The organism is Periweissella ghanensis, from assembly GCF_918814755.1.
Lineage (GTDB): Bacteria > Bacillota > Bacilli > Lactobacillales > Lactobacillaceae > Periweissella > Periweissella ghanensis.
Genome location: NZ_CAKKNT010000004.1, coordinates 26,548 through 50,013, shown reverse-complemented (window position 1 = coordinate 50,013; position 23,466 = coordinate 26,548). Strand labels below are relative to the sequence as shown.

General features: G+C 38.5%; 25 protein-coding genes. 7 read left to right on the top strand and 18 right to left on the bottom strand.

Translation table 11 applies throughout. The features are described from left to right. Positions 1-65: 65 nt before the first annotated feature. The 7 genes from LQZ76_RS02570 to LQZ76_RS02540 all read right to left on the bottom strand — a co-directional run bounded on the left by LQZ76_RS02570 (position 66) and on the right by LQZ76_RS02540 (position 8,807). On the bottom strand, positions 66-1,847 hold the full coding sequence (locus LQZ76_RS02570; RefSeq protein ID WP_230098204.1) for an ABC transporter ATP-binding protein: 1,782 nt from the start codon (positions 1,845-1,847) through the stop codon (positions 66-68). After that, positions 1,847-3,604 carry an ABC transporter ATP-binding protein gene (locus tag LQZ76_RS02565; protein ID WP_230098203.1) on the bottom strand — a complete coding sequence of 586 codons (1,758 nt, stop codon included), beginning with the start codon at positions 3,602-3,604 and terminating at the stop codon, positions 1,847-1,849. The genes LQZ76_RS02570 and LQZ76_RS02565 overlap by 1 nt, the downstream gene beginning before the upstream one ends. 209 nt (positions 3,605-3,813) lie before the next feature. Then, positions 3,814-5,364 (bottom strand): mucin-binding protein, encoded by a 1,551-nt coding sequence (locus LQZ76_RS02560; RefSeq protein ID WP_435529404.1) that lies wholly within the window; start codon positions 5,362-5,364, stop codon positions 3,814-3,816. 54 nt (positions 5,365-5,418) lie between these two features. Continuing rightward, positions 5,419-5,841 carry a KxYKxGKxW signal peptide domain-containing protein gene (locus LQZ76_RS02555; protein WP_230098202.1) on the bottom strand — a complete coding sequence of 141 codons (423 nt, stop codon included), beginning with the start codon at positions 5,839-5,841 and terminating at the stop codon, positions 5,419-5,421. Positions 5,842-6,041: 200 nt separating this feature from the next. Beyond that, on the bottom strand, positions 6,042-7,205 hold the full coding sequence (locus LQZ76_RS02550; RefSeq protein WP_230098201.1) for a hydroxymethylglutaryl-CoA synthase: 1,164 nt from the start codon (positions 7,203-7,205) through the stop codon (positions 6,042-6,044). Between the two features lie 186 nt (positions 7,206-7,391). Continuing rightward, the gene (locus LQZ76_RS02545) at positions 7,392-8,258 is read right to left on the bottom strand and encodes a DegV family protein (protein ID WP_230098200.1); all 867 of its coding nucleotides are present in this window, start codon (positions 8,256-8,258) and stop codon (positions 7,392-7,394) included. Positions 8,259-8,387: 129 nt separating this feature from the next. After that, the gene (locus LQZ76_RS02540) at positions 8,388-8,807 is read right to left on the bottom strand and encodes a MarR family winged helix-turn-helix transcriptional regulator (RefSeq protein WP_230098199.1); all 420 of its coding nucleotides are present in this window, start codon (positions 8,805-8,807) and stop codon (positions 8,388-8,390) included. A gap of 239 nt (positions 8,808-9,046) precedes the next feature. On the opposite strand from LQZ76_RS02540, the gene LQZ76_RS02535 reads away from it, so the two are divergent. Then, positions 9,047-10,753, top strand: a complete 1,707-nt coding sequence (locus tag LQZ76_RS02535; protein WP_230098198.1) for an NFACT RNA binding domain-containing protein — start codon at positions 9,047-9,049, stop codon at positions 10,751-10,753. A 141-nt stretch (positions 10,754-10,894) separates the two neighbouring features. Next, entirely contained in the window at positions 10,895-11,503 is a 609-nt protein-coding gene (locus LQZ76_RS02530) for an isochorismatase family protein (protein WP_230098197.1), read from the top strand. Positions 11,504-11,627: 124 nt separating this feature from the next. On the opposite strand, the gene LQZ76_RS02525 is transcribed toward LQZ76_RS02530, so the two are convergent. After that, on the bottom strand, positions 11,628-13,190 hold the full coding sequence (locus LQZ76_RS02525) for an MFS transporter (protein ID WP_230098196.1): 1,563 nt from the start codon (positions 13,188-13,190) through the stop codon (positions 11,628-11,630). A gap of 208 nt (positions 13,191-13,398) precedes the next feature. On the opposite strand from LQZ76_RS02525, the gene LQZ76_RS02520 reads away from it, so the two are divergent. After that, positions 13,399-13,650 (top strand): hypothetical protein, encoded by a 252-nt coding sequence (locus tag LQZ76_RS02520; RefSeq protein ID WP_230098195.1) that lies wholly within the window; start codon positions 13,399-13,401, stop codon positions 13,648-13,650. A 90-nt stretch (positions 13,651-13,740) separates the two neighbouring features. On the opposite strand, the gene LQZ76_RS02515 is transcribed toward LQZ76_RS02520, so the two are convergent. The 3 genes from LQZ76_RS02515 to LQZ76_RS02505 all read right to left on the bottom strand — a co-directional run bounded on the left by LQZ76_RS02515 (position 13,741) and on the right by LQZ76_RS02505 (position 15,771). Continuing rightward, positions 13,741-14,265 (bottom strand): PadR family transcriptional regulator, encoded by a 525-nt coding sequence (locus tag LQZ76_RS02515; RefSeq protein WP_230098194.1) that lies wholly within the window; start codon positions 14,263-14,265, stop codon positions 13,741-13,743. Between the two features lie 84 nt (positions 14,266-14,349). Then, a complete protein-coding gene (locus tag LQZ76_RS02510) occupies positions 14,350-14,904 on the bottom strand; it encodes a GNAT family N-acetyltransferase (RefSeq protein WP_230098193.1) in 555 nt (184 codons plus the stop codon). A gap of 60 nt (positions 14,905-14,964) precedes the next feature. Next, positions 14,965-15,771: a hypothetical protein gene (locus LQZ76_RS02505; RefSeq protein ID WP_230098192.1), complete on the bottom strand. Its 807-nt coding sequence runs from the start codon at positions 15,769-15,771 to the stop codon at positions 14,965-14,967. Positions 15,772-16,011: 240 nt separating this feature from the next. On the opposite strand from LQZ76_RS02505, the gene LQZ76_RS02500 reads away from it, so the two are divergent. Further along, a complete protein-coding gene (locus tag LQZ76_RS02500) occupies positions 16,012-16,458 on the top strand; it encodes a carboxymuconolactone decarboxylase family protein (RefSeq protein ID WP_230098191.1) in 447 nt (148 codons plus the stop codon). A gap of 42 nt (positions 16,459-16,500) precedes the next feature. On the opposite strand, the gene LQZ76_RS02495 is transcribed toward LQZ76_RS02500, so the two are convergent. Then, positions 16,501-17,259 (bottom strand): ABC transporter permease, encoded by a 759-nt coding sequence (locus LQZ76_RS02495; protein WP_230098190.1) that lies wholly within the window; start codon positions 17,257-17,259, stop codon positions 16,501-16,503. A gap of 1 nt (position 17,260) precedes the next feature. Beyond that, entirely contained in the window at positions 17,261-17,914 is a 654-nt protein-coding gene (locus LQZ76_RS02490; RefSeq protein ID WP_230098189.1) for an ABC transporter ATP-binding protein, read from the bottom strand. A 385-nt stretch (positions 17,915-18,299) separates the two neighbouring features. Here LQZ76_RS02490 and LQZ76_RS02485 point away from each other — a divergent pair, with 385 nt between their 5' ends. The 3 genes from LQZ76_RS02485 (at position 18,300) to LQZ76_RS02475 (ending at position 19,489) form a co-directional block, all read left to right on the top strand. Next, the gene (locus LQZ76_RS02485; RefSeq protein ID WP_230098188.1) at positions 18,300-18,680 is read left to right on the top strand and encodes an HIT family protein; all 381 of its coding nucleotides are present in this window, start codon (positions 18,300-18,302) and stop codon (positions 18,678-18,680) included. A gap of 24 nt (positions 18,681-18,704) precedes the next feature. Next, positions 18,705-19,157, top strand: coding sequence for an NUDIX hydrolase (locus LQZ76_RS02480; RefSeq protein WP_230098187.1), 453 nt, complete (start codon positions 18,705-18,707; stop codon positions 19,155-19,157). A gap of 65 nt (positions 19,158-19,222) precedes the next feature. After that, positions 19,223-19,489 (top strand): hypothetical protein, encoded by a 267-nt coding sequence (locus tag LQZ76_RS02475; protein ID WP_230098186.1) that lies wholly within the window; start codon positions 19,223-19,225, stop codon positions 19,487-19,489. Between the two features lie 34 nt (positions 19,490-19,523). Here the strand turns inward: LQZ76_RS02475 and LQZ76_RS02470 are convergent, their stop codons facing one another. From LQZ76_RS02470 to LQZ76_RS02455, 5 genes are all read right to left on the bottom strand, one after another. Continuing rightward, positions 19,524-21,110 (bottom strand): bifunctional aspartate transaminase/aspartate 4-decarboxylase, encoded by a 1,587-nt coding sequence (locus tag LQZ76_RS02470; protein ID WP_230098185.1) that lies wholly within the window; start codon positions 21,108-21,110, stop codon positions 19,524-19,526. 466 nt (positions 21,111-21,576) lie between these two features. Continuing rightward, positions 21,577-22,191, bottom strand: coding sequence for an aminotransferase class I/II-fold pyridoxal phosphate-dependent enzyme (locus LQZ76_RS10115; protein WP_432443412.1), 615 nt, complete (start codon positions 22,189-22,191; stop codon positions 21,577-21,579). 119 nt (positions 22,192-22,310) lie between these two features. Next, entirely contained in the window at positions 22,311-22,445 is a 135-nt protein-coding gene (locus LQZ76_RS10110; RefSeq protein WP_432443413.1) for a hypothetical protein, read from the bottom strand. 126 nt (positions 22,446-22,571) lie between these two features. Further along, positions 22,572-22,955 (bottom strand): hypothetical protein, encoded by a 384-nt coding sequence (locus LQZ76_RS02460; RefSeq protein ID WP_230098184.1) that lies wholly within the window; start codon positions 22,953-22,955, stop codon positions 22,572-22,574. Positions 22,956-23,098: 143 nt separating this feature from the next. Continuing rightward, positions 23,099-23,398 (bottom strand): CHY zinc finger protein, encoded by a 300-nt coding sequence (locus LQZ76_RS02455; RefSeq protein ID WP_230098183.1) that lies wholly within the window; start codon positions 23,396-23,398, stop codon positions 23,099-23,101. Positions 23,399-23,466 lie beyond the last annotated feature (68 nt).

The window sequence follows — 23,466 nt, the reverse complement described above, 5'->3', positions numbered from 1 at the left end:
CCATGCTTGCAATTATTTAAGGCCAAAATAAAAAAACGTCAGAAAAATTTCTGACGTTTTTTGCACTATGCTTCTTTACCTTGGAGGTCATACATTTCTTTGTATTTACCATTTAAAGCGAGAAGTTCCGTATGGGTTCCTCGTTCAATTACTTCCCCTTGATCAAGCACTAAAATTAGATTGGCATCTTCAATCGTTGATAAACGGTGGGCAATGGCAATCGTCGTGCGGTTATTACGCATCTTAGCGAGCGCTTTTTGAATCGTGACTTCAGTTTCTGTATCGATATTAGCGGTTGCTTCATCCAACACTAATATTTTGGGATTAGTAACGATCGTGCGCGCAAAGTTTAGTAATTGTTTTTCACCAGCTGAGAACGTTGCCCCGTGTTCAATCACGGGTTCAGCGTATTTCTTTGGTAATTCTTCAATGAAGCGACTAGCTTGGACAAATTCGGCCGCTGCTTTAACTTGTTCATCGGTAATGTCGTGGTTAAACATCCGAATGTTGGAACTAACATCCCCGTAGAACATGAATGATTCTTGTAATACTAAACCGAGTTTTTTACGAATTTCGGCAATTGGATATTCGCGAATGTCTTGGTCGTCAATTAAAATCTGCCCTTCTTGGAAATCATAAAAGCGCATTAAGGCATTAATCGTTGAACTCTTACCAGAACCAGTGTGCCCGACTAAGGCGATGGTTTGACCAGGCAAGGCCGTAAATGACAAGTTCTTCAAAATTGGGTGAACGCCATCATATGAGAACGTTACATTTTTGAATTCAATTTTTCCTTGGGTGATTTCACCGTGGGGATGTTCAACTTGGGCCGGCGCAAGTTCTTGATTTTCAAGAATGCGTAAGACCCGAACTCCAGCGACGGAACCATCTTGGAATAACGCTAATTCTTGCATGATTTCACTCATTGGTGCAAAGAAGTTATTCAAATATGAAATAAAGGCGTAGACCGTACCGGCCGCGACAGCCGCATTCATTGAATCCCAACCAAACATGCCTAAGATAATAACAATCCCTAACCCATTGAATAAGTTCATCAAAGGATTAAGTAACAATGATTCGGTTTTGATCATCCGAATCCGGGCCATTTGATATTCATCGTTGGTCACCGCAAAATCTTTTCCCATCCGCATTTCTTGGCGGAATTGTTGAATCACATTAATTCCGTTAATTGATTCAGCAATTTTGGCATTTAATTGGGATAGCTTTTCCCGCATCCCACCATAAACTTTGGAACTTACTCGTTGGTAGTAGAACACGGCCCCGAATAAGAATGGTAAGAAAATTAGTAAGGCTAAGGCAATTTTGGCATTAGTGACAAACATCGCGTAGTATGAAGCCACCAAACCAAACGCCCCCATTAAGACGAGCATGAATAAGCGCCAAACTTCAAACAAGGCTTGGGTATCATTAGTCACCCGTGACAAGATTGATCCGGCTGGATTTTGGTCAAAGTACCGCATCCCAAGCGTATGAATATGCCGGTAAAGTTGTTCACGTGTATTAACTTCTGCATACGCCCCACCAAGTCCATATAAGTATTCTTGCGTGAATTGGAACACGGCTTTAAGGAGTGAAACCCCAAAGTAAACGGCCGCAAAAATGATTAAAACTTGGAACTTAGTATCAAGATGAACTAAGTACTTGTTCATGAATTCTTGTAAAATTCGTGGGAGTAAGACATTAATCGCTGATACGACTCCAATGGCAATAATGGCACTAAAGAAGTACCATTTATACGGCTTAGCAAATGGCAATAAGCCTTTAATGACTTTAACTTGGTCTTTAAACGTTAATTTTTCCGCCCAAATTGATTGTTCTTTGGCCATTAAGCTTCACCTCCTTGGATGGTAGCGTCCATCCCATGTTGTTGCTGTTGGTAAATCATCGCATACCAACCATTTTTGGCTAATAAATCAGCATGGGTGCCGCGTTCTTTGATTTGCCCATGATCAAACACAATAATATTTTCCGCATTCATGACTGAACTCATCCGGTGCGCGGCAATAATGGTTGTTTTATGTGCCCGTTCACGTTTTAAAACATCTAAAATAGCGGCTTCGGTCCGGGCATCAACCGCGGATAATGAATCATCCAGAATTAAAATTTCTGGATCAATTAACAAGGCCCGCGCAATCGCTAGCCGTTGCCGTTGACCACCGGATAAACTAATCCCATGTTCACCAACTTCGGTTTCATAACCAGCCGGCATGTTCATGATATCGTCATGGAAAGCGGCTTTTTGCGCCGCAGCCTGGACTTGGTCATCACTCGCATCAGGCCGGGCAAAGCGAATGTTTTCTTTAATCGAAGTACTAAATAAGAACCCTTCTTGGGGCACATATCCGATTGAACGTAAGTATGTGTCTTGGGGGAATTGGCGAATATCTTCACCATTTAAAGTAATGACACCCTCGTAGTTATCGTATTGACGCAAGAGTAACTTCAATAATGAAGTTTTCCCGGCACCAACTTGGCCAACGATTCCAAGCGTGTGACCAGCTTTAACCGTCACATCAATATCTTGGAGTGCAATTTCGGCATCATCGGGATATTGGAATTGCTTGATAGCAAAATGAAGATCACCTTGTGCTGGAATCGTAACGGGATTTTCAGCTTCTTTGATGTGGGTTTCATTATCTAAAATGTTCATAACCCGATCATAGGAAGCATTCCCACGTTCGATGATGTTGAATAATTGTCCAATCGCAAACATTGGCCAGATTAACATTGATAAGTAAGCAATAAATGAGACTAGTTGCCCGATATTGATTTGTTGATGTAAGACTAACCAACCACCATAGATGATCGTAACCACATACGCCAACACAATAATCATCGTCGTTAATGGATCATACAACGCACTAACAAACTCAACTTTTTTATAAGCCTGCATCAAAGCGCCATTATGCGCGTTGAAATCTTCAATATCTTGCGCTTCTTGACCTAATGTCTTAATGGCTTTCATCCCTGAAAGTGATTCTTGAACCTTATCACTTAACTTAGAAAAGGCGCGTTGTTGATCACCAAAGGCATTGTGCATCCGGTGACCTAATTTAATTGACATCACAGCTAATAATGGGAATGGCAAGATAGCGACTAATGTTAAGCGCCAATCTACGACAAAGGCCATCGTAATAATCGTAACCGTTCCAGTCGTCAATGAGTCAACTAAGGTTAAAATGCCCATCCCCGCAACTTGGCGAATCTGAATTAAATCATTAGTTGCCCGCGTCATTAAGTCCCCAGTCCGATATGTTTGGTAAAACTTGGTGTCCATGTGCATAAAATGCATGTACAACCGTTGCCGTAACTTCCGTTCAAGGTAGGTTGCCCCACCCCAAATGTGCACGGCCCAAATGTATCGGAATGCATAGAGAGTCACAGCTTCAGACCCGACCCCCAGTAAAATTAAAGCTAACTTCATCGGTGTCAAACTATGGGCGACAATTTGATTGACGGTATAACCGATTAAAAATGGCGGAATCATATTTAAAAATGCCGTCATCATTAATGCAAGGAGCCCACGAATGTACATCGCTTTTTGTTCTTTGAAGAACCAAGTTAGCTTGCGGAATATTTCCATAAAAAAACCTCTCTCTCCATGTAAATCATAAGTATCCTAGGCTGATTTTTGTTTTAATCAAAATACAATACTTTTAATATATCATTCTCTAATGCTATCAATATATAACTTAATTTACAAACATTTTCTAATTTTAAATTTAAAAATTATGGATATTTAGCTTAGTTATCAAAAAATGTCGAAGCAAAGATACTTCGACATTTTTAAAGTTATTTATTTTTACGAGTTAAACTAGTAATTCCAAAACCAGCAATCAATAAACTTGTAAGACCAGCAAAAATGAGCTCATCATCAGGCTGTTCATCCGTTTTTGGTAACAACTTGGTCTTGTTTTTTTGTGAATGATAAAGTGTCATGCGGCTTGGTACTTGGGATGTGTTACCACCGTTACCCGGTGTGTTACCACCGTTACCTGGCGTGTTACCACCGTTACCCGGTGTGTTACCACCATTACCCGGTGTGTTACCACCATTACCTGGCGTGTTACCACCATTACCCGGTGTGTTACCACCGTTACCTGGCGTGTTACCACCGTTACCCGGTGTGTTACCACCATTACCTGGCGTGTTACCACCATTACCCGGTGTGTTACCACCGTTACCTGGCGTGTTACCACCGTTACCTGGTGTGTTACCACCATTACCTGGTGTGTTACCACCATTACCCGGTGTGTTACCACCATTACCCGGTGTGTTTTTAGCTAATTTAATAAAAAAAGTATGATTTGGACGATTGGTATTATCGTAAGAACTACCTTCAACAGGAAATTCGTTGTCAATTAATTTATAGCCTTGAGCTTCGTAGTTAGCTATATCAACTTTGGGATTATATGTTGTAACCCCACCAAATGAACCAGTAAGAACTTTAGTTTTAAGTATCCTACCATTCGTAATATCAAGATATTTTACATTAATAGTCTCAGGATCTGGTGAATAAGTAACGTTTAAGGTATCAGTATTATTTGGATCAAGTGTTTTTCCTTCAATAAGTTTTTGATCTGGTGAATAACCAGTAATTTTATGAGGGGTAACATTAGCAAATTTTGTAGATCCATCATTACTAATCCAAGGTGAATGAGATATTTTACCAGTAACATTATTAACGGTTTTAATTCGAGTCACAGGAACGATGATGGAAGCATTTTTAATTGCTAACTTGTTTGAATAAGCATAATCAATATATTCAATTGCATTTGCATGTTCAGTTGTTTGTGTAGTACTTTCGTTGAAAACAATTGTGTAATTATTAGTAGCTTTATTATAAGTTGGTGACGCAGTAGTTGGAAAGTCACTACTTACTAATGTATACCCTTTCTTTGTCAAGGCAGTAATTGTTTGTTGTAGATTATAATTAATTGCTTGGTCATAGCTTCCGTGTAATTGTTGCGTTTGAATTTTTGTGTTATTGGTCGCATCAATATAGTTAATATTTGCATATGATACATTGGGCTGATATGTAACTGTGAACTGAGGTTTAGGGTCAGCAAAAGTTGCTGGAACAAACCCACTTTGTTGGTGATCTGGTGTGTAGCCAGTAATTATGGGTGAGTTAACTGGAATAAATTCAGTATTTTCATCTTTTTGCCATTGTGAATAAACAACGTTATGACCCCAATCAAGAGAGGCAACTCGATGATAGTTAACTTGATTAGTTTGTAAATCTGGATGTGCTTGCTGCCCATTAGTGAAACGATAATGAATAGTTCCTTGAACTGAAAGTGATAAATTAGTTGTAGCTGTAAAAACATACGTTACATTAATTGGGGTACCATTTAACTGACTAATAGTCTGCTTTAAATTATTGTAAGTTGCATTTTAATCTCCGTAAGAATTAACGAAGCTATAGCCTGAATTCTTGATGTTAGTAATAACATTTTTAATAAGTGCATTATTATTTAAACTATAGTTAGTTGTACTGGCTGTTATAGTGGCTGCATTGAGAATTTGACCATCTTGATTAACAAAGCGAACATTAATTATTTGATTAACCGGAGACTTTACGCTACTTTTTGATAAGTTCAATCTTTTATTATTGTGTAAATAAGGGTGATTTAGATTTTTCGTTAGTTGGATAGGTGCATGGTTAGTTATTGTAGTGGTTTGTTGATGGACAGTATCGCCATGAACATCAGTATGGGTTGTATAAATAGCAAGACCTGCTGCTCCAGGAATCATAACCCCTGCAATCAACCAGTGTTTACCTGATTTATATAATTTGTAGTGAATTTTATGCTCCATTATATCTCTCCCGTAATTATTTTAAATAAATATAACATAATTACGTATATTTAAAATTAAAAGTTATATAAATATACAAAAAATTAAAAATCGTGCGTTATACCATATATTCGTCATATCGAGAATATACTAAATAGGCCCCTTGAAGAATTCCTTCAGGGACCTATTTAGTATGTTGAATTTATTGTTCTTTTTTAATTCTAGATGTTTACTTTATAAACATGTTTTTCGTCTTGAATTCCTGCTAAAACAAATCGATTAGGATCATTTGTCAAATCAAACATCACATTTTGACCATCCGTTGGGGCTTTATCGGCAAAAATTTCTTCATATTCAGGCACACTTACTTGGGTGCGATTAGCAAATAAAGTATTAAAGTCAGTTTGTAAGCCATGCTTAAAGCCAGCTTCAACAGTAGCTGAGTAGAATTCTCCTTCAGCCCCGGAACCATAACTAAATAAACCAATCCGGTCACCAGCTTGCACGGAACCGTTTGCTAATAATGAAATCAAGCTTAAGTAAAGTGAACCAGTATATAAATTCCCAACACGGCGGTTATACACGCGACTAGCTTCAAATTCAGCAAGTAGCGCTGCTTGTTGGTCTTCAGTTGCTTCGGGCAAGATTTCGCGTAAGCCTTTTAAGCCCATCTTAGTAAATGGCAAATGGAACGCAAAGGCTTTGAAATCATTAATGGCATGACCGGTTGTTGCTCGGTAACGATCCCATAATTCTTTAAAGAAGTCTTGATAGATTGTGGCAGAAAAGTGCCCATCTACTAAGGCTTCACTTCGATAAATTGGGCGCCAAAAGTCCATCACATCATCTGACATGTAAACGTTATCGTCATTTAAACTAATAACTTGTGGATTGGCTTTAACCAGCATTGCCACTGCCCCCCCACCTTGGGTAACTTCCCCAGGTGTGTTAATACCATAGCGTGCTACATCAGCAGCAATTACTAGGACTTGTTTATCTGGATGACTGGCAACAAAATCCCGTGCGAACATCAAACCAGCCGTACCAGCATAACACGCTTGTTTAAGTTCAAGGGTGCGGGCATAGCGATTAATGTTAAGGAGCTTTTGCACGTACACAGCGGCTGATTTGGAATTATCAATGCCGGATTCAGTAGCTACTAAGACCATATCAATCGCATCACGATTGTTATCGTTAATGATTTGGGCCGCCGCATTCGCCCCCAGCGTGACAATGTTTTGCGTCTTAGCAATCACGGCTTGTTCACTTTGACCAATCCCGATTAAGAATTTGTTGGGATCAGTATCCCGGGCAAGGGCTAATTCTGTTAAATCAAGATATTTATCGCTTGTGGCAAAGGCGATTTGATCAATACCAATTTTCATTTGGTCCTCCTAATTGGATCTCATGGGAATGAAAATGGAAGATTCCGATGCGGGAATCTTCCATTAGCGTAAATATGAAATCTCCATCTGATAAATATTTTACCATATAAATGAAGAATCAAAAAAATAGCAATCAAATAATAAATAATATCACTAGCTATTATCAAAAAATAATTAGGTTTTATGTTAGTTTACTGAAGTGTCTTGCACCCAGCCAAGAGCTAAAGCGCCTTGACCAAGGTGAGTACCAATAACTGGACCGATTTCAGCAATTTCGATTGATAATGTAGGATAAGTTTGTTTCAATTCAGCAAACCAGTCTTCTGCAACTTCTGGAGCATTAGCATGGTAAACTGTTAACTTAATTGTGTATGGGACTGTTGCCATTACTTCAGCAAACAATTCTTCAACACGTTTACGTGCCTTTTTCATTGAGCGAACTTTTTCAAAGGCGACAATTTCATGGGTAGTATCATCAAAAGTAAGCAATGGCTTAATCTTTAATACCGAACCAATAAAGGCACTGGCGTTAGATAAACGGCCACCACGCACCAAGTTTTGTAAATCATCAACAACGAAGAATTCTTTAATCGTTTGGCGAACTTTATCTAACTCACCCAAGATTGCTTCAGGTTCGATACCTTTAGCGGCCATCCGGGCAGCATCCATAACTAATTCACCCATTAAACGCATGGTGATTTGGCTATCGTATGGATAAACGGTTACCCCTTCAATTTGGTTGGCAACGTTAACAACCGTATTGAACATCCCGGAAATTGTTGATGACAAGTGAATTGAGATAATCGTATCAAATCCTTGATCACGTAATCCTTCATAGACCTTAATTAATTGTCCAATGGCTGGTTGTGATGTTGATGGAAATGATTGTGAGTGCGCCAACATATCATAATATTGAGCGTTTGAAACTGTTACGCCTTCTTCGTAAACTTGTCCGTCAACAATCACGGGAATTGGAATAACGGTAATGTTATTATTCGCAATTTCTTCGTCGTTTAAGTAACAAGTACTATCGGTAACTACGGCGATTTTCATTCAATGACCCTCGTTTCTTTAAATGTCGTAATAAATTTATTTTCAATATCAAAAATTTTCAATATGAAAGTATTGTTATATAATACTGTCTTTTTAAACAGATTGTCAAATTTGTAAATAAAATTTTAATTATTCAGCAACTCGGCCCATTGATTTTTCTAATCGGTTTAGTAAAATTCGGAGCATATTAATTTCTTCATTCGACCATTTATCAAAGATGACCCCTTCGAGTTGTTGGTATGCGGCATTAATGGCCAAAACGGCTTCGGTCCCTTGAGGTAAGACTGAATATACTAATTGGCGGCGATCGCGACCAGTAGCAACCTTATCAACAAATTCTTTGGCAAAGATACTCTTTAATTGGCGTGAAAGTGTTGACGTGTCTAAACCCGTTTCCGCTGATAATTTATCTTGCGTATCAAAGCCCGCCATCATGGTCGTTAATAATTGCCACTCAGCGATCGTTAAGTTGTATTGTTTTGTAATTTTCATTAGTGCGCTACGTTGAATTTTTTCACTGTCACGCAATGCATCCAAACTTGATTTCATAATACCATCTGTACCTCGGTTAACTAAAATTGATTTTCTCTTAGTTTATCATAATCTTGGCTTATTGTGTATGCCAATCAATTAATTGCTTGATTTTGTAAGCTGAATTATTTGACAAATGTCGTTCATGGTTAATTTGTGGACGCTGACTGGTTGGTATTCGTAACTTTATCAACAATCATCCTAAAATGCGGTATAATGGTAACTATCGAATTATTTACTGACGGAGGAACATATTAATGAGTTTTGATGGTTTATTCACTCATGCAATGGTTACTGAACTCCAAGGGTTATTAGTTGGTGGTCGGATTGCCAAAATTCACCAACCATATCCCCAAGAAGTTGTTTTAGTAATCCGTAGTAATGGGAAAAACTACCCACTATTACTTTCAGCCCACCCCACATTTGCGCGGGCTCAAATTACCAACATCCCGTATGCTAATCCAACGACGCCCCCAGCTTTTGCGATGATGTTACGCAAGCACTTGGAAGGTGCCAAAGTTGAAAAAATCGAACAAGTTGAAAACGACCGGATTATTAAGTTATCTGTTTTAACCCATGATGAACTGGGTGATTTAGAAGAAGTTGTTCTAATCCTTGAAATGATGGGGCGTCACTCTAACTTGTTCTTGGTTAATCAAAAGACCAATAAGATTATTGAATTAATCAAACACGTTTCAGCCGATCAAAACCGGGTGCGCTCACTATATCCAGGAGCACAATATATTGCCCCACCCAAGCAAGATGTTATTAATCCGTATACTTCATTACAAGGTTTGGCAAACTTTATTTTGGATATTCCTGATCAAAAGGATTTAGCTAAAGCGATTCAAGGTCACTTCCAAGGATTTGCTTTTGATTCCGCGCTGGAATTAGCAACGGTGGTTCATGAACCAGGGGATGCAATGGCGCATGCGCAAAACTGGTTGGCGAACTTTAGTACCCCGGCGCCTCAATTAATTGATTTAGCCGCTAATAATAAAGTTGTTTTTGCGCCGTTTAAGTGGTTAACTTTACCTGGCACGGTGCGTGAATTTGCGACTTTGGGTGAAATGTTAGATGTTTATTTTGCCGATCGTGCTGAACGTGACCGCGTGCAACAACAAGCTGGGAATGTGATTCGCGTTGTACGCAATGAAATTAAGAAGAACAAGACTAAGTTAAAGAAGCTTGAACAAACCCTTGATGAGTCAGCCCATGCCGATGAATTTAAAGTTAAAGGTGAGTTATTAACGACCTACCTTTACCAAGTTGAACGTGGAATGACCGAGATTACGTTGCCAAACTACTACGAAGAAGAAAAGCCACTCAAGATTCCATTAAGTAATCAAATTGGACCATCACAAAATGCACAAAAGTACTTTACGAAGTACAACAAGTTAAAGAAAGCCGTGGCGTATGTCGATGAGCAAATTGCTTTGACGCAGCACGAACTTGATTATTTGGAAAACATTATGGCCCAAATTGAAATTGCTAGTCCAAAAGATATTAACGAAATTCGGATGGAATTAACCGCTGAAGGCTACATTCGCAATAAGGCTAAAAATAAAAAAGCCCGTTTGCAAATTTCGCAACCAGAAAAATTCTATGCAACCGATGGCACGTTAATTGAAGTTGGAAAAAACAATTTACAAAATGATAAATTAAGCCTTAAAACCGCCGCACGCAACGATATCTGGTTGCACGTGCAAAAAATGGCCGGATCTCACGTTATTATTCATGATAGTAATCCTAGCGAACAAACCTTATTAGAAGGTGCCACGCTAGCAGCTTACTTCTCAAAAGCACGTGAATCAGCCAATGTTCCAGTCGATTATTTACCCGCTAAATTATTACGCAAACCCAACGGTTCAAAACCAGGTTATGTAATTTTTGAAGGTCAATCAACAATGTACATCACCCCAGATGCCCAATTGATTGAACAGTTACGTCATAACAAAGCATAAGCATATCTGAAAGTTCAAATTAGCGAATGGCTATTTGAACTTTTTTTGTACAATAAAACAACCATAGTTATGGCCACCTTAAAATTAAGGTTTGCGTTAAAATGAAATTGTATTAAGCTGATAATGAAAGGAAGTAAGATTATGGAAAATACCCCACTCACTAAACGCCGCCCTTTTACCCCGGATGATGTCGTAATTTTGATGGTTGATTATCAAAGTGGGATTGCAAAATTTGCACAATCCCAACCCATCAAGGAAGTGATTGATAATGCCCTAAAATTACTAGCACTAGCTAAAGTTTATGATATTCCGGTGATCTTTACGTCAAGTGAAGAAGCTTTAGAACGGAAGGGAAAAATTTTTAATGTTTTACAAACGCCACTGCCTGATGTCTATGCACACCGTGTTAAACGCACCGGCGTAATTGATGCTATGACGGATCCTGATTTTCGCAAACAGATTAATCAAACTGGTCGGCAGAATTTGGTCATTGGTGGGATTTCAACGGAAGAATGTGTTTCGTTGCCAGCGATTAGTGCCCAACTGGCCGGTTACAATGTTAGCGTGATTGCGGATGCCTGTGCGTCATACAGTTCCTTAACTGATAATATTCAATTTAGTCGTTTATTAGCCCGCCAAATTGATGTCACAACAATTCGCCAATTTATTGCAGATATGCTTGGTGATTGGTCAAGTGAACAAGCCCAGGCCTATCAACAACTTAGTACGCAATTACTAGCCACTAACTAATTAACACAAACCCCCATGAAGTGAAATTTCATGGGGGTTTAGTATTTGATATTAATTTTTGGGGCTACGTTAACTACATGGTAATGTACGTGAAAAATTTTTTCTTCTATTATATAGTGTTATTTCACACCTTGTTAGCTAGACTTAAAAACCGCTTCTTATCGAGAAATAACCAAGTAGATAGAATTGCTAAAGCAACAAACGGTGTCGAGTACCAGTAAAGTTGTGCAAATGCGTGATCAAATTGCTGTTCGATGTGGCGATGAATTCGGGTTAAAACGGCAGTAATCGCCGGATTATTGACGTTGATCGCCTGCTTAGCGGCATGTTCATTTGTGATGGCGGTCTTAATTTGGGTGGTGAGTACCTTTTTGGCTGAGGTTGGGACGGCTAATTGACTAACTTGTTGCGTGACGTATGCTTGTGAATTAGCTTTGGCGGTATTGATATTACCATATAAGCCGCTAACGTAAATGGCAACGGCTAAAACAATCCCAATTTCACGTAACACCCCAATAACACTTTGGGAAGCCGCTAAGCGATCACCAGTAAAGTCAGAAGCGGAAAGCACGGTAATTGGGCCCACGACAAAGCCAAAGCCAATGCCGACTAACAGACAGGCAAGGATTTCCATCGGTAAGTAACGAAGATTGATGGTCGCTAGTAAGTAATAACCAATCGTTAGTAAGACCCAGCCTATAAAGATTGGGCGTCGCGGACCAAAGTGTTTGATTAATAAGGCTGAAATTGGCGAAGCAACAAATACGGAAACCGAAATTGGCGTAATTAATAAAGCGGCCTTTAATTCACTTGTACCGACAATTTTAGTGAAATAAGTTGGTAAAATCACGGTGACCGCAACTAAAAACATATTACTAAAAACCATGGCAACTGAGGAAGCACTAAATTCGCGATCGGTAAACAATGATAAATCAATCATCGGCATCGCACATTTGCGTTCGTAAAGCAAAAAGCTGATGAAAGAAGCACTCGCCACCCCCAGTAAAATAATGATGATAGGACTACTCCACCCCCATTCACGCCCTTTGACTAAAGCTAACGTTAGCGTGAATAAGAACACCATACTTAAAATTGAGCCACCAATATCAATACGTGTCCGTAATGGTTGGGCTTTTAAATCGAGCACAAAAACACATAATGCAATACTGATAATAATTAGGGGAATGTTAATTAAGAAAATCCAGCGCCACGTAAAAAATTGGGTCACAATGCCCCCGACAACCGGACCTAAAGCGGCCGCAAATCCTTGGGTAACACCAAGGACGGCCATAACGGTATTACGTTGTGCTAAACTCGCCGTTTGAATCCCAATCGTCATCGCTAATGGCAACATGGTCGCAGCCCCAATACTTTGTACGGCACGACCAATAATGAGGATGGTAACGGAATTTGCTGAAGCGGAAATCAAGGAACCCAACATGAAAACAACTAACGCTCTAATATAGAATCGATTTTGGCCAAATTTTTGCGCCCAGCGACTCAACGGAATTGTTAACGTGGCAAATAAAATCGTGTAAATATTAAGGGCCCACGATAAACTTGTTAACGGCACGTTTAACTCAGTTTGAATGGCTGGTAATGAAACATTCATGATGGTTGTATCTAACAGACACAAAAAAATACCAATGCAGGCACTGAGGATAACTAAAATTTTCTTTTTATTCATAACGCCTTCCTTATTTCTAATCATTATATTAACATTGACAATATAATTCTAGATAATAAAAAAGTCAAGTGACTTAAATAGTTAACGTGAAATTTTATTTAGCTTTTAAGGTCCCTTATCACGTTTTTTTAACCACCTATTATATTTTCAAGTACAAGGCATTGGTGTGATGGTAAGCTTAATGGATTAATTATTAAGAAGGATTATTATGCAAAAGAATTTTACATGGCTAATTGCTGTTGCCCAAACTGGTTTTATTTTAGGTATCCTTACTTGCCTTCGTCACTGGCTATTGCCCTTTGATACCTTTTCAATTTTAGCGCACGCTATTCATCACCATGCCCTACTTTTTACAGTGATTGGTGCTGGGTTAACTTTTGTCAGTTGGTTAATTTGGACCTTAATTATCGGTAGTATTTACTACTTAATTCGGACTAAAATGCGCCAAAGAGGAATTTAAATACTAAAAAAGGTTCTGTTTACGTGATTTAACGTAAGCAGAACCTTTTTATTATTTGTTATAAGCAATAAGTTGAAATGGTAGTGTTTATTACTGGCGATCAGCAATATCAAGGTATGCTTGTTTAAGGACGGTTAAGCTAGCTTCATAGTTAGCGACCCCATATTTGTAGGTAACAATTTGCAAATCAGTAATACCATTACGGATCCACTCATTATAATGTGCTTTAAGCGTACGTAATTTAGTTTCTTGATGGTCAATTTGCGTTTCGATAAAGGCCAAAGCTTGATCAGTGGTTAGATGTTTACCAAAATACATCCGTAAAAGAAAATCTGACTTAATACTTTCATCAGCCAATTCAGTTTGCATGTAAGCGGCAAATTCCGCTTTACCAGCGGGCGTAATTGAATAAATGTTTTTATTCGGTTTTCCTTCTTGGAAGACAACTTCTTTCGTTATCATGCCGTCTTTTTCTAATTTACGGAGCGTTGGATAAATCATGCCATATGTGCCATCAAAAAAATATGCTAAGCGTGTTTCAAAAATATCTTTAATTTCATAACCGGTCCGTGGTTGATCATTTAATAACCCTAGAACAACATCTTTACCTTGCATAGTAAGCTCCTTTATCTTGTTTATAATAACAATATTAATATAAAAACTAAATGCTGCCAATAAAAAAAGTTAATGGCCATGCCATTAACTTTTTTGCGGACTTAATAGTGCATAATGATTCATATCACGTAATGCACCCCGAATGATAAAATCAGCTGGGTGCATCCCGATAAATTGGTAACCACATTTTTCAGCAACTCGATTGCTGGCAAGGTTGGCAACATCTACTTGCAGCATTAATTTATTGAGGCCTAAGGTGTTAAAAGCATAGGCATTGAAAAATTGCAGAACAGTCGTCATAATTCCTTGCCCACTAACATGCGCACTTAACCAGTAACCAATCTCGGCTTTGCGGACATTTTGATTGATATTATGTAAATCAACGGCCCCAATAATGACATCATTTTGAGCAATAAAAAACAATCGTTGGGTTCCTTGAATGTGGGCCATTAGCATACTGCGAATGAAATTTTCTTCAATCCCAGGTGCGACTATTTGTTTCGCCCACGGTAAAAATTGATTGAGATAGTCCCGATTTTGGGCGACTAAATTATAGACCTCTGCCCCCATCGAGACTTCTGGTTGGACTAATTGTAATTCATCATTGATTGGTAAGGTAAACCATTCCCGGCTCATCATAAATCCTCTATTCTATTTGATTTGTTTTAGTATAGGGAGTTATTTAATAAAATTCAACAATTAGTGAACATATTTAATTAGGCGCCACATGGCAATCGTACTGATGAGAGTAATAATGGCAAAGAGCCCGCCAATCCACCAGGTATTTAAAGGATTAATCCCCTCTTTGAGCGTGACAGTGTTTATGATAATAACTAGCATGCCTAAAATTGAATTATTAATAGCTAAAACTAAGACCACCCGGTCAAATGAATTTTGATACCCTGAAATTGGATCAAGTAAGACGGCAATTAGCGCAATTAGTGCTAGGCTAATCATCCCTGTGGCCCCACTTAAATGGTATACAACTGGTGTATGGACTTGTAAAGCGAGTGCCAAGTTAAAAATGGTTGTTAAACACACTAACCCCCACCCAAGCAGACCTTGGAACACGTCTTTAGTTTGGGCAAAAAACCGGCAGATTAAATATGCTGCCGTACTAGCTAAGACCATAAATAAAATAGTACCCCCAAAATCAAAAGTATGTTCAGGGCCTAGCATCTGTGGAAAAGCGAATGCAAGTGCAAAGAGGAGCCAGGCTTTCGTGTAGCTACGCCCAGAGTGTGGTGTCTGTTCTAAATGTTTTTGGGCCAACTCAACAGCACTCATGGTGAAGTACGTTTGACAATCATATTCGGTTTTTTGTGCATTTACAATTTGCCGCAAAACTTCACGTTTATGATCTGCAAGCGCATGGGGTCGGCAAAAAGCCCCGTTTTCATCAAGATATTGTGCAAAACAATGATAATAATGTTCACTTTCTGGATTCAACTGTTGCTGCAAATGCTGATTTTCGGCACTGATGGCTTCAATCGACTGTGCAGGCATAAGACCACCCCCTTTATGGTAGTTACCAATATTTTGAGTATCATTCTAGCACGTTCATCACAGTGCTTGCACGATTTTGAATTACGATATTTACAACTTTCAGCAAAGTTAAATTGGTTTACAAATGTATGAATATAACCTTAATTTGTCTTACAATATTCTTTAAAGCATGCTTACTTATTGATAGTGATTTAAGCATCGTTTATACTTTGGATAATCTTGAAAGGATGGCGACCACACATGGAAGAAAAACTTAACTATAATGCAACAATCGGTGAACAAGTTGGGCACCTTGTTAAAATGGATCAAACGAACTTAGCGGTAACGAGTTTGGAATTAGATTTAATTGAATTAGTGAATGTCTTTGTTTCACAAATCAATGGTTGTGCCTTTTGTACTAATGCACACCTCAAAAAAGCGCGGAAGGTAAACACTGATGAACGTAAATTAACATTTTTACCAGTTTGGAAGGAAGCCCATCTCTATACGGAACGCGAACAGATGGCCTTGGATTTAGCTTATAAAATTACTAATATCCAAAATTATGTTGTGACGGACGGATATTACCACCGGGTACGCACAATTTTTAGCGAAAAAGAATATTTAGAATTAATCTTAGTCATTAACAATATCAATTTCTGGAACCGGATGATGTTAGCAACTGGTAATAGCAGTATTACTGAGTGAAATATTAAAGGCCCCGGCAAGAATGCCGCGGCCTTTAATATTTTAATTCATACTCTTTAATTGCTTACGTGCATTGAAATATTCACGGTAACCAAGATACGCTGCGATAAACGAGGCGATACTGGCCGTTGATAGCAACATAAACGTCACCATAATTTGATATTTAATCGCCCGAACTGGATCAACACCAGCAAAAATCAAACCAGACATCATCCCCGGTAAACTAACAATCCCCACCGTTTTGGCACCATCAATAGTTGGTTGCATCGCAGTTTTGATGCTCAAACGAATAATTGGTAAGGTTGCATCTTTCAAATCAGCCCCTAATGTTAATTTTTCCACAACTTGTTGCCGTTGATCTTTGAAGGCTTGTTCCATAGTTTTAAAACACAATCCAACCGCAATCATCGCATTTGAAGCAATCATCCCCGTAATTGGAATAATTTGGAATGGGACTAATTTAATTGCCCCGGCTAAAATTAAGCCACCTAATGTAATGATTGTACCAATCGCAATGGCCGCTAGCGAAATTTTAAACGACTTAAGAGCACTACGTTTCATCGCATTATAACTGGCATTAAAAATAATTAAAGCTGCAATGATTAAAGTGATCCAAAGTTGATCTAAGTGAATTATGTACCGCAACACGTAACCGACAATGACTAACTGAATGACCGCCCGAATAACCGCGATGATCATATCTTTATCCAGCCCCAGTTTTTCACGCCAAGCAATAAATAGTGCAATCACAACTAACATCCCAGCATAAAACAATGATTGATTATTAACCGCAATTCCCATTTTACTTTACCCCACTTTCATCGACTAATTGACCGCCCACAATGTGAATCAACCGATTGGCCATCGCAATTTCTTCGGTGTCATGTGTAATTTGGATGATGGTAATGTGTTTATCATGATTGAGATGATTAATTAAGTCGTGAATAATCGCCTTATTTTCACTATCCAATCCGGTTGTTACTTCATCAAGAATTAGGACGCGTGGGTCAAATAAGATATTGCGTAATAAGGCAATCCGTTGGCGCTCACCCCCTGATAGTTTTTCTATCGGTTGGTCTAAATAGCTTGCCGGCAATTGTACTTGAGCTAAGTATTTTTCAACGGCAGCAGGATCAAATTTTTGTTTGCGAATTTGGTATGGAAAGGCAAAATTATCACGGACCGTATTACCAAATAAAGTTGGTTGTTGCACACAATATGAAACTTCCCGCCGATATTTTATCGGATCAAGTTGCAAAATATCCTGGCCATTGTAGTTAAGCACCCCTTCATCAGGATCAATTAAGGCAGCAAGTGCTTTAACTAACGTACTTTTTCCACTTCCTGAAGGTCCAGTAATCGTTAAATAATCACCTGCGTTAATGGTTAAATTAATATCAGCAAGTAAATGCTTTTGGTCACGAATGATACTAACATGGTTTAAATCAAATAGCATGTTAATCTCCTTATCTAATTGTGTTAGAACCATCTTATCATAAAATGAATTTGCTTGTTTTGGTGATATTTAGCTTAAATTGCCTAATTAATAAATAAAATTAATATTTGTTTAATTTTATTTAAGAGAAATAACTAGTTATTTCCAAAAAGTATGTTAGACTTAAGTCAATTAGTTAAAAGTTGCAAGAAAGATTCGGGGGAGTTTTCAAGTACTCGTTAAGGATCTTTTTCTAGGGGATTTTGATCCTTAACCTGTTTACAGTTTAGCTAATTATGAAGTACTGGCAATAAACAAATGTCGGTACTTTTTTTATCCGCTTTTAAGTTTAGTGATTTTCAGCTACACTTAGGTGATAAATTTAAATTGTGAGGTTACTTGATTAATGAACTATTCAAACTGTATTTTTTGTCAGCGAGAACAAATTCAATTTGTCCTCGAAAATGATTTAGCAGGTGCCTTTTGGGATCGCTCCCCGGTTAGTACGGGCCATCTATTAATTATCCCCAAAACACATCGCGATAATTATTTTGCTTTGACGACCCCAGAATTAGTTGCGGTAAATAACTTAATCCATGAAGCCAAAGCTCTTCTCGACCATGATTTCCAACCAGATGGGTATAATATTGGGGTCAATATTCATGAAGCAGCTGGTCAAACAGTCATGCATGCGCATATCCATGTTATTCCCCGCTACTTAGGTGATGATGCACATCCGGCCGGTGGTATTCGTAAGATGTTCCCCGGTGGTGGTGAATTTAACTAAAAAAGAATGGAGTAATTAATTAAGATGAAAGTTCGTTATCAAACCCCTAGTGCGGTATTTGCTTTGATGTTTTCCCCGGATGGAACACAAATTTTACTGCAAAAACGTCAAAATACCGGTTACCAAGATGGGGCTTATGATCTTGCTGCTACCGGCCATGTCGAAGCTGGTGAATCGCTACCGCAAGCCCTTTGTCGTGAATTAGCCGAAGAATTGGGCATTACGGTTTTACCAACTGATTTATCCTTTGCCACCATGATTCATAAGCATGATTCCGATACGGATAACGTTTATTTTAACGGGTATTTTAAAGTTCTTAAATACACTGGGACGCCCCAAGTGATGGAACCACATAAAAATGCGGGGTTATCTTGGTGGCCAGTTAGTCAGTTGCCAGCAGAATTAATTGGTGATCGTAAACTAGCTCTTGAACAGTATGCTAAGCAAATTCCTTATAGTGAACTAGGTTGGGAATAACCGTCATTGTAGTTCATGGTAAAGTATGTTACGGTGGCGGTAGTTAAAGGTTAGGAGGTTGTCTAATGAAAACTTATCAATATAGCCACTTACTACCAATCTTAGACCAAGTTATTGCTGATGATGAAGTTAAAGTTCTACCAGAATTAGTGGCGAACATTGAACAATTACGCCAATCAGTTTTAGCAAATGAGAATGGCCAAACCGCAACCCAAATTAAAGCCCTTAAGCAAATGCTTGTGTTGTACATGCTTAGTCATCATGATAATTATCCGCGGGGGCTCCAACCACTTGTCAATGCCTTGCGTCAGATAGAACATACCAATAATTAAAAAAGCCAACTGAAATTTTTCAGTTGGCTTTTTCTTAATCATTAATATATTGGTTATTGTAGTCAGCAAGTAATTCTAAAATGGCGGTAGCAACTTGACTGTAAGCTTCATCAGGTAAATTAGCTTCAGAAACTCGAATGACCCCATCGGGAGTGCCAAAACCAGCCCCGTCCATTACGACAACCCCACTCTTTTCAGAGAGTTGGTATAAGAAATCAATTTGTTCAAAGTTATCAACTAAGTACGCCCGGAATCCTTTGTCGTAACGTTGTTCAGCTAATTGATAAACATCAATTAAGGCATAGTATTTAGAATTATATGGGCTAAGATTGGCCGGAATTCCAAGATTTTCAAACAACGCAGCATAGCGTTTGGCAACAATTGCTTTGGATGCTTCAACGTAATAATCACCATTGTCGGCTTCTAATAAGAAGTTTAATGAGAATAATACTTCCATTAATTGCTGGGGCGTTGATAAACCAGCAGTGTGGTATAGCCCAACTGCGCGACTATCTGCCACAATCCGGTCAATAAATTTCATTTCAGCCGGGGCAAAGACATTTAAAGCATAGCGGGCATCGAGTTCAGCACGTTGTGATTCTGGTAATTGACTAATTAAGCGATCAAAGACATTATCTTCGTGCGCGGCAATCATCCCAACTCGCCAACCAGTGGCCCCAAATAATTTTGAGTATGAATATACGAGTAAAGTATTGTTTGGTACGACTGAATAAACGGTTTGGAAATCGTTGACGAATGTACCATATACATCATCAGTAATAATAATTAAATCCGGATTGTTAGCAACTAATTGCTTAATTTGCGCTAATGCCCGTTCATCCAAGGCCATTGCTCCAGGGTTTGATGGATTAACCAAGAAGAGCGCCTTAATATCAGGATCAGTTACTTTAGCTAATTCCGCGGGTTGAATTTGCCAATCATCTTCCGCACGTGAGCTTAAATCAACTTCAACCATTTCATATTCATTTAAGACCGGAATTTGTAAGTATGGTGTAAAGATTGGGGTACTAACCGCAATTTTATCACCAGGTGCTAACAAATGATTAACCCGTAATGAGTTAAAAATGTAGACAATCGCTGCTGAGCCACCTTCTGTTGGGAAAACTTGGGTTTGTTCAGCTAAATTAACGCCATTGTAGAGGGTTTCTTGTAAGTAAGCATTAAGGATTTTTTCGGAGTGTTTAAGCACGCGACTTGGGACGGGATAGTTGTTACCAATGACACCATCGACCATTTCTTTAACAAAATCGTCGCGATCAATATTAAATCGATTAGCGACGTATTCAAGCGCTTCAAGTAAAAAGTTGTCAGTACTGTCACCCGCATCAAGAAATTCCGCATAGCGCGTTGATATATCAGTCAACGTCGTATACCCAGCTAAGTCCCCTTTTAAAATTGTCCGCCGTGATTCGGCAACCCCGAATTCAATTAACCGGGCGAATGCTAAGCGTGCCTTCGTGTTAATCCAGTTTGGATTACCCCGACCAGCATCCAAAACATCATTATTTTTTTCATTATGTTGGGCCAACTTTAACATCTCTTCACTAATTTCAAAAGCACCAAGTTGTTCTAATTGTTGTTCCATATCTGTTTGATTCATTTCACCGCTCATATGCAGCACACTCCGAAATTCCATTTTTAACGCAACTTAAATTGTTTAAGTTTTTGCATAAATGCAATTTTAACGCAAAAGTTATCTGAATACATATAAATAATAAATTCTTAAAACTTTTACTTATGGATTATATTAGTATCACTTAATTTTGCGTCAAATACATGGCTATTACTTAGTAAATTAGTATAGTATTCACCTAAGAACTCCAATATTTGTTGAGCAATTAGGGGGTAATCATCATCATGTAAGTTGGCTTGGGATATACGTAAAATGCCCTTATCTGAACCAAAGCCGACCCCATCCATCAAAACCGCGCGATTTTTTTGTGAAAGATTATATAGGAAATCAATTTGTTCAAAATTAGCTGCCGAATAATCCCGAAAAGCCTAACGTTTTGAATAGTAAGTGATACCGTTTCCGGACAATTGCTTTGGCGGCCTCAACATATGGATCAACTTCGTTTTGATACACTAGGTAGGTTAATGAAAATAACGCTGCCATAATCATCGGTAATGATAATTAAATCTGGGTTAGCCGCGACCATTTTCTTGATTGCCGCCAACGCTACTTTGTCAAAGGCCATCGCTCCAGGATTTGATGGATTAACTAGAAACAACGCCTTAATTGCTTTATCCTTTAGCCTATTAATTTCAAGGGGGTTTATTTCCCAGTTATTAGCTTCCGTTGAACGTAAATCAACTTCTTGTAATTCGAAATCATTGAGTGTGGGGATTTGGAGATATGGTGTAAAAATTGGGGTGTTAATGGCAATTTTATCGCCAGGTTTAAGTAAATGATTTTCCCGTAATGAATTAAAAATATAGACAATGGCGGCCATACCACCTTCTGTGGGGAAGATGTCTGTGGTGGCAGCTAAATTTACACCATGAAAAAGTGCTTTCGTTAAATATTCATTAATAAAGCTTTCTGTATTATACAAAATACGACTGGGAACGGGATAATTATTGCCAAGGGCCCCATCGACTAACTCCTGAACTAGATCGTCAGGCTTAATATGTAATTGATTTTGGCTGTAATTGATTTTGGCAATACATAATGGCGTCAATTAGGAACGCATCGTACGGGTTAGTTGTGGGTTGCAAAAAGCTAATTAATAGCTTTGAAATCGCGTTATTGATTGTGTAACCGGACAAATCGCCATCGTTTATGGTCCGATTCGATTCTTCAATCCCAAATTAGACGCCTCGATTGAAGGACAAACGGGCTTTTTTGATTGTGGCGGGCTAATTTTAGCATTTCATTAGTAATTTCAAAGGCCCCTAGTTTTTCAATTTGTTGTTCAGATTCGCGTTGTGTCATTTAGATATCCCCCCTATTTTTCAATTGCTATTCTTACCGTTTATTGTAGTGGATTATGCTGGGAAATAATATTGGAAAACTTATCAAAAAAGAGCTACCAAATGCTTGATAGCTCTTTTATCGGCTTTAATAGTGATGGTAAACATGATACTCATGCACAACGTGGTACGTGTGAACGACCGGCGCATGGTAGTATGAGTGATAACCATAGTGGTACGTTGGTTGGTAATATGAATGGTGGAAAAATGGAAAATGGAACCCAAATGGTGAGAAAAAGCTGTGGTAACCAAATGGTGAAAAGAAACTATGATATCCGTATCCGCCATAGTAATGGTGAAAACCAAACAAACTATGGAAGATGAGGATAATGATTATTAGCCCAATAATTGGAATTAAACATCCCAAGGCCCCACAACCAAAGAGTGGCATTTCCCACATTGAGCCACCGTTACGACTTGAAAACCAAAGTGCTATCCCAATGATAGCTAAAATGATGATAATTAGACCCATTTAATAATACTGCCGTCTGTGGCAATCCTTCTAAAAATTTGCGTATGTTGATGCTTGAATAAACACTTTAGCGAACTACTCAGTGAAACTCAAGTTGGTTTAACTAAATTTAAATACTTTAATAAACAAGTAAAATAATTCAATTAATCAACAAAATAAGTATCATAATGGACTGCGCATTTTGGATTAAATACCTGCTGACATACTGGGCAACGACCATTAGTATAACTTGCAAAATTCATTAAGGTTTGACATTCACCGCACATCACGGCTAAATCATTTTTAGGACTTGCCACAAAAGCGTGCTCACGTAAGGCGTCATGACAATTATAGCAAGCAAAAAATTGCTGACAGTCAGCACATTTTAAAGCCGCGATATCCGTTGTCCCATGATAATGAACACAGCGGCCAGCCGCATCTAATTGAATACCAAAAATTTCCAATATTCTCCCCCCTCTTTACGATGTAATTTGTTTATTATCGCATAGCTACTAATAAAATAGTGGTTTCT

Coding starts and splice junctions, on each gene's coding strand:
- LQZ76_RS02515 (WP_230098194.1), bottom strand. CDS start 14,265: ATGCAAGGTAAAGATGTTGTTCTAGGGTTATTAAATGATCAACCACGG.
- LQZ76_RS02510 (WP_230098193.1), bottom strand. CDS start 14,904: ATGATGAGCCGGGAATGGTTTACCTTACCAATCAATGATGAATTACAA.
- LQZ76_RS02530 (WP_230098197.1), top strand. CDS start 10,895: ATGGAAAATACCCCACTCACTAAACGCCGCCCTTTTACCCCGGATGAT.
- LQZ76_RS02500 (WP_230098191.1), top strand. CDS start 16,012: ATGGAAGAAAAACTTAACTATAATGCAACAATCGGTGAACAAGTTGGG.
- LQZ76_RS02490 (WP_230098189.1), bottom strand. CDS start 17,914: ATGCTATTTGATTTAAACCATGTTAGTATCATTCGTGACCAAAAGCAT.
- LQZ76_RS02555 (WP_230098202.1), bottom strand. CDS start 5,841: ATGGAGCATAAAATTCACTACAAATTATATAAATCAGGTAAACACTGG.
- LQZ76_RS02525 (WP_230098196.1), bottom strand. CDS start 13,190: ATGAATAAAAAGAAAATTTTAGTTATCCTCAGTGCCTGCATTGGTATT.
- LQZ76_RS02520 (WP_230098195.1), top strand. CDS start 13,399: ATGCAAAAGAATTTTACATGGCTAATTGCTGTTGCCCAAACTGGTTTT.
- LQZ76_RS02470 (WP_230098185.1), bottom strand. CDS start 21,110: ATGAATCAAACAGATATGGAACAACAATTAGAACAACTTGGTGCTTTT.
- LQZ76_RS02545 (WP_230098200.1), bottom strand. CDS start 8,258: ATGAAAATCGCCGTAGTTACCGATAGTACTTGTTACTTAAACGACGAA.
- LQZ76_RS02460 (WP_230098184.1), bottom strand. CDS start 22,955: ATGGGTCTAATTATCATCATTTTAGCTATCATTGGGATAGCACTTTGG.
- LQZ76_RS02475 (WP_230098186.1), top strand. CDS start 19,223: ATGAAAACTTATCAATATAGCCACTTACTACCAATCTTAGACCAAGTT.
- LQZ76_RS02505 (WP_230098192.1), bottom strand. CDS start 15,771: ATGCCTGCACAGTCGATTGAAGCCATCAGTGCCGAAAATCAGCATTTG.
- LQZ76_RS02565 (WP_230098203.1), bottom strand. CDS start 3,604: ATGGAAATATTCCGCAAGCTAACTTGGTTCTTCAAAGAACAAAAAGCG.
- LQZ76_RS02495 (WP_230098190.1), bottom strand. CDS start 17,259: ATGGGAATTGCGGTTAATAATCAATCATTGTTTTATGCTGGGATGTTA.
- LQZ76_RS02540 (WP_230098199.1), bottom strand. CDS start 8,807: ATGAAATCAAGTTTGGATGCATTGCGTGACAGTGAAAAAATTCAACGT.
- LQZ76_RS02485 (WP_230098188.1), top strand. CDS start 18,300: ATGAACTATTCAAACTGTATTTTTTGTCAGCGAGAACAAATTCAATTT.
- LQZ76_RS02550 (WP_230098201.1), bottom strand. CDS start 7,205: ATGAAAATTGGTATTGATCAAATCGCCTTTGCCACAAGCGATAAATAT.
- LQZ76_RS10110 (WP_432443413.1), bottom strand. CDS start 22,445: ATGACACAACGCGAATCTGAACAACAAATTGAAAAACTAGGGGCCTTT.
- LQZ76_RS02480 (WP_230098187.1), top strand. CDS start 18,705: ATGAAAGTTCGTTATCAAACCCCTAGTGCGGTATTTGCTTTGATGTTT.
- LQZ76_RS02535 (WP_230098198.1), top strand. CDS start 9,047: ATGAGTTTTGATGGTTTATTCACTCATGCAATGGTTACTGAACTCCAA.
- LQZ76_RS02570 (WP_230098204.1), bottom strand. CDS start 1,847: ATGGCCAAAGAACAATCAATTTGGGCGGAAAAATTAACGTTTAAAGAC.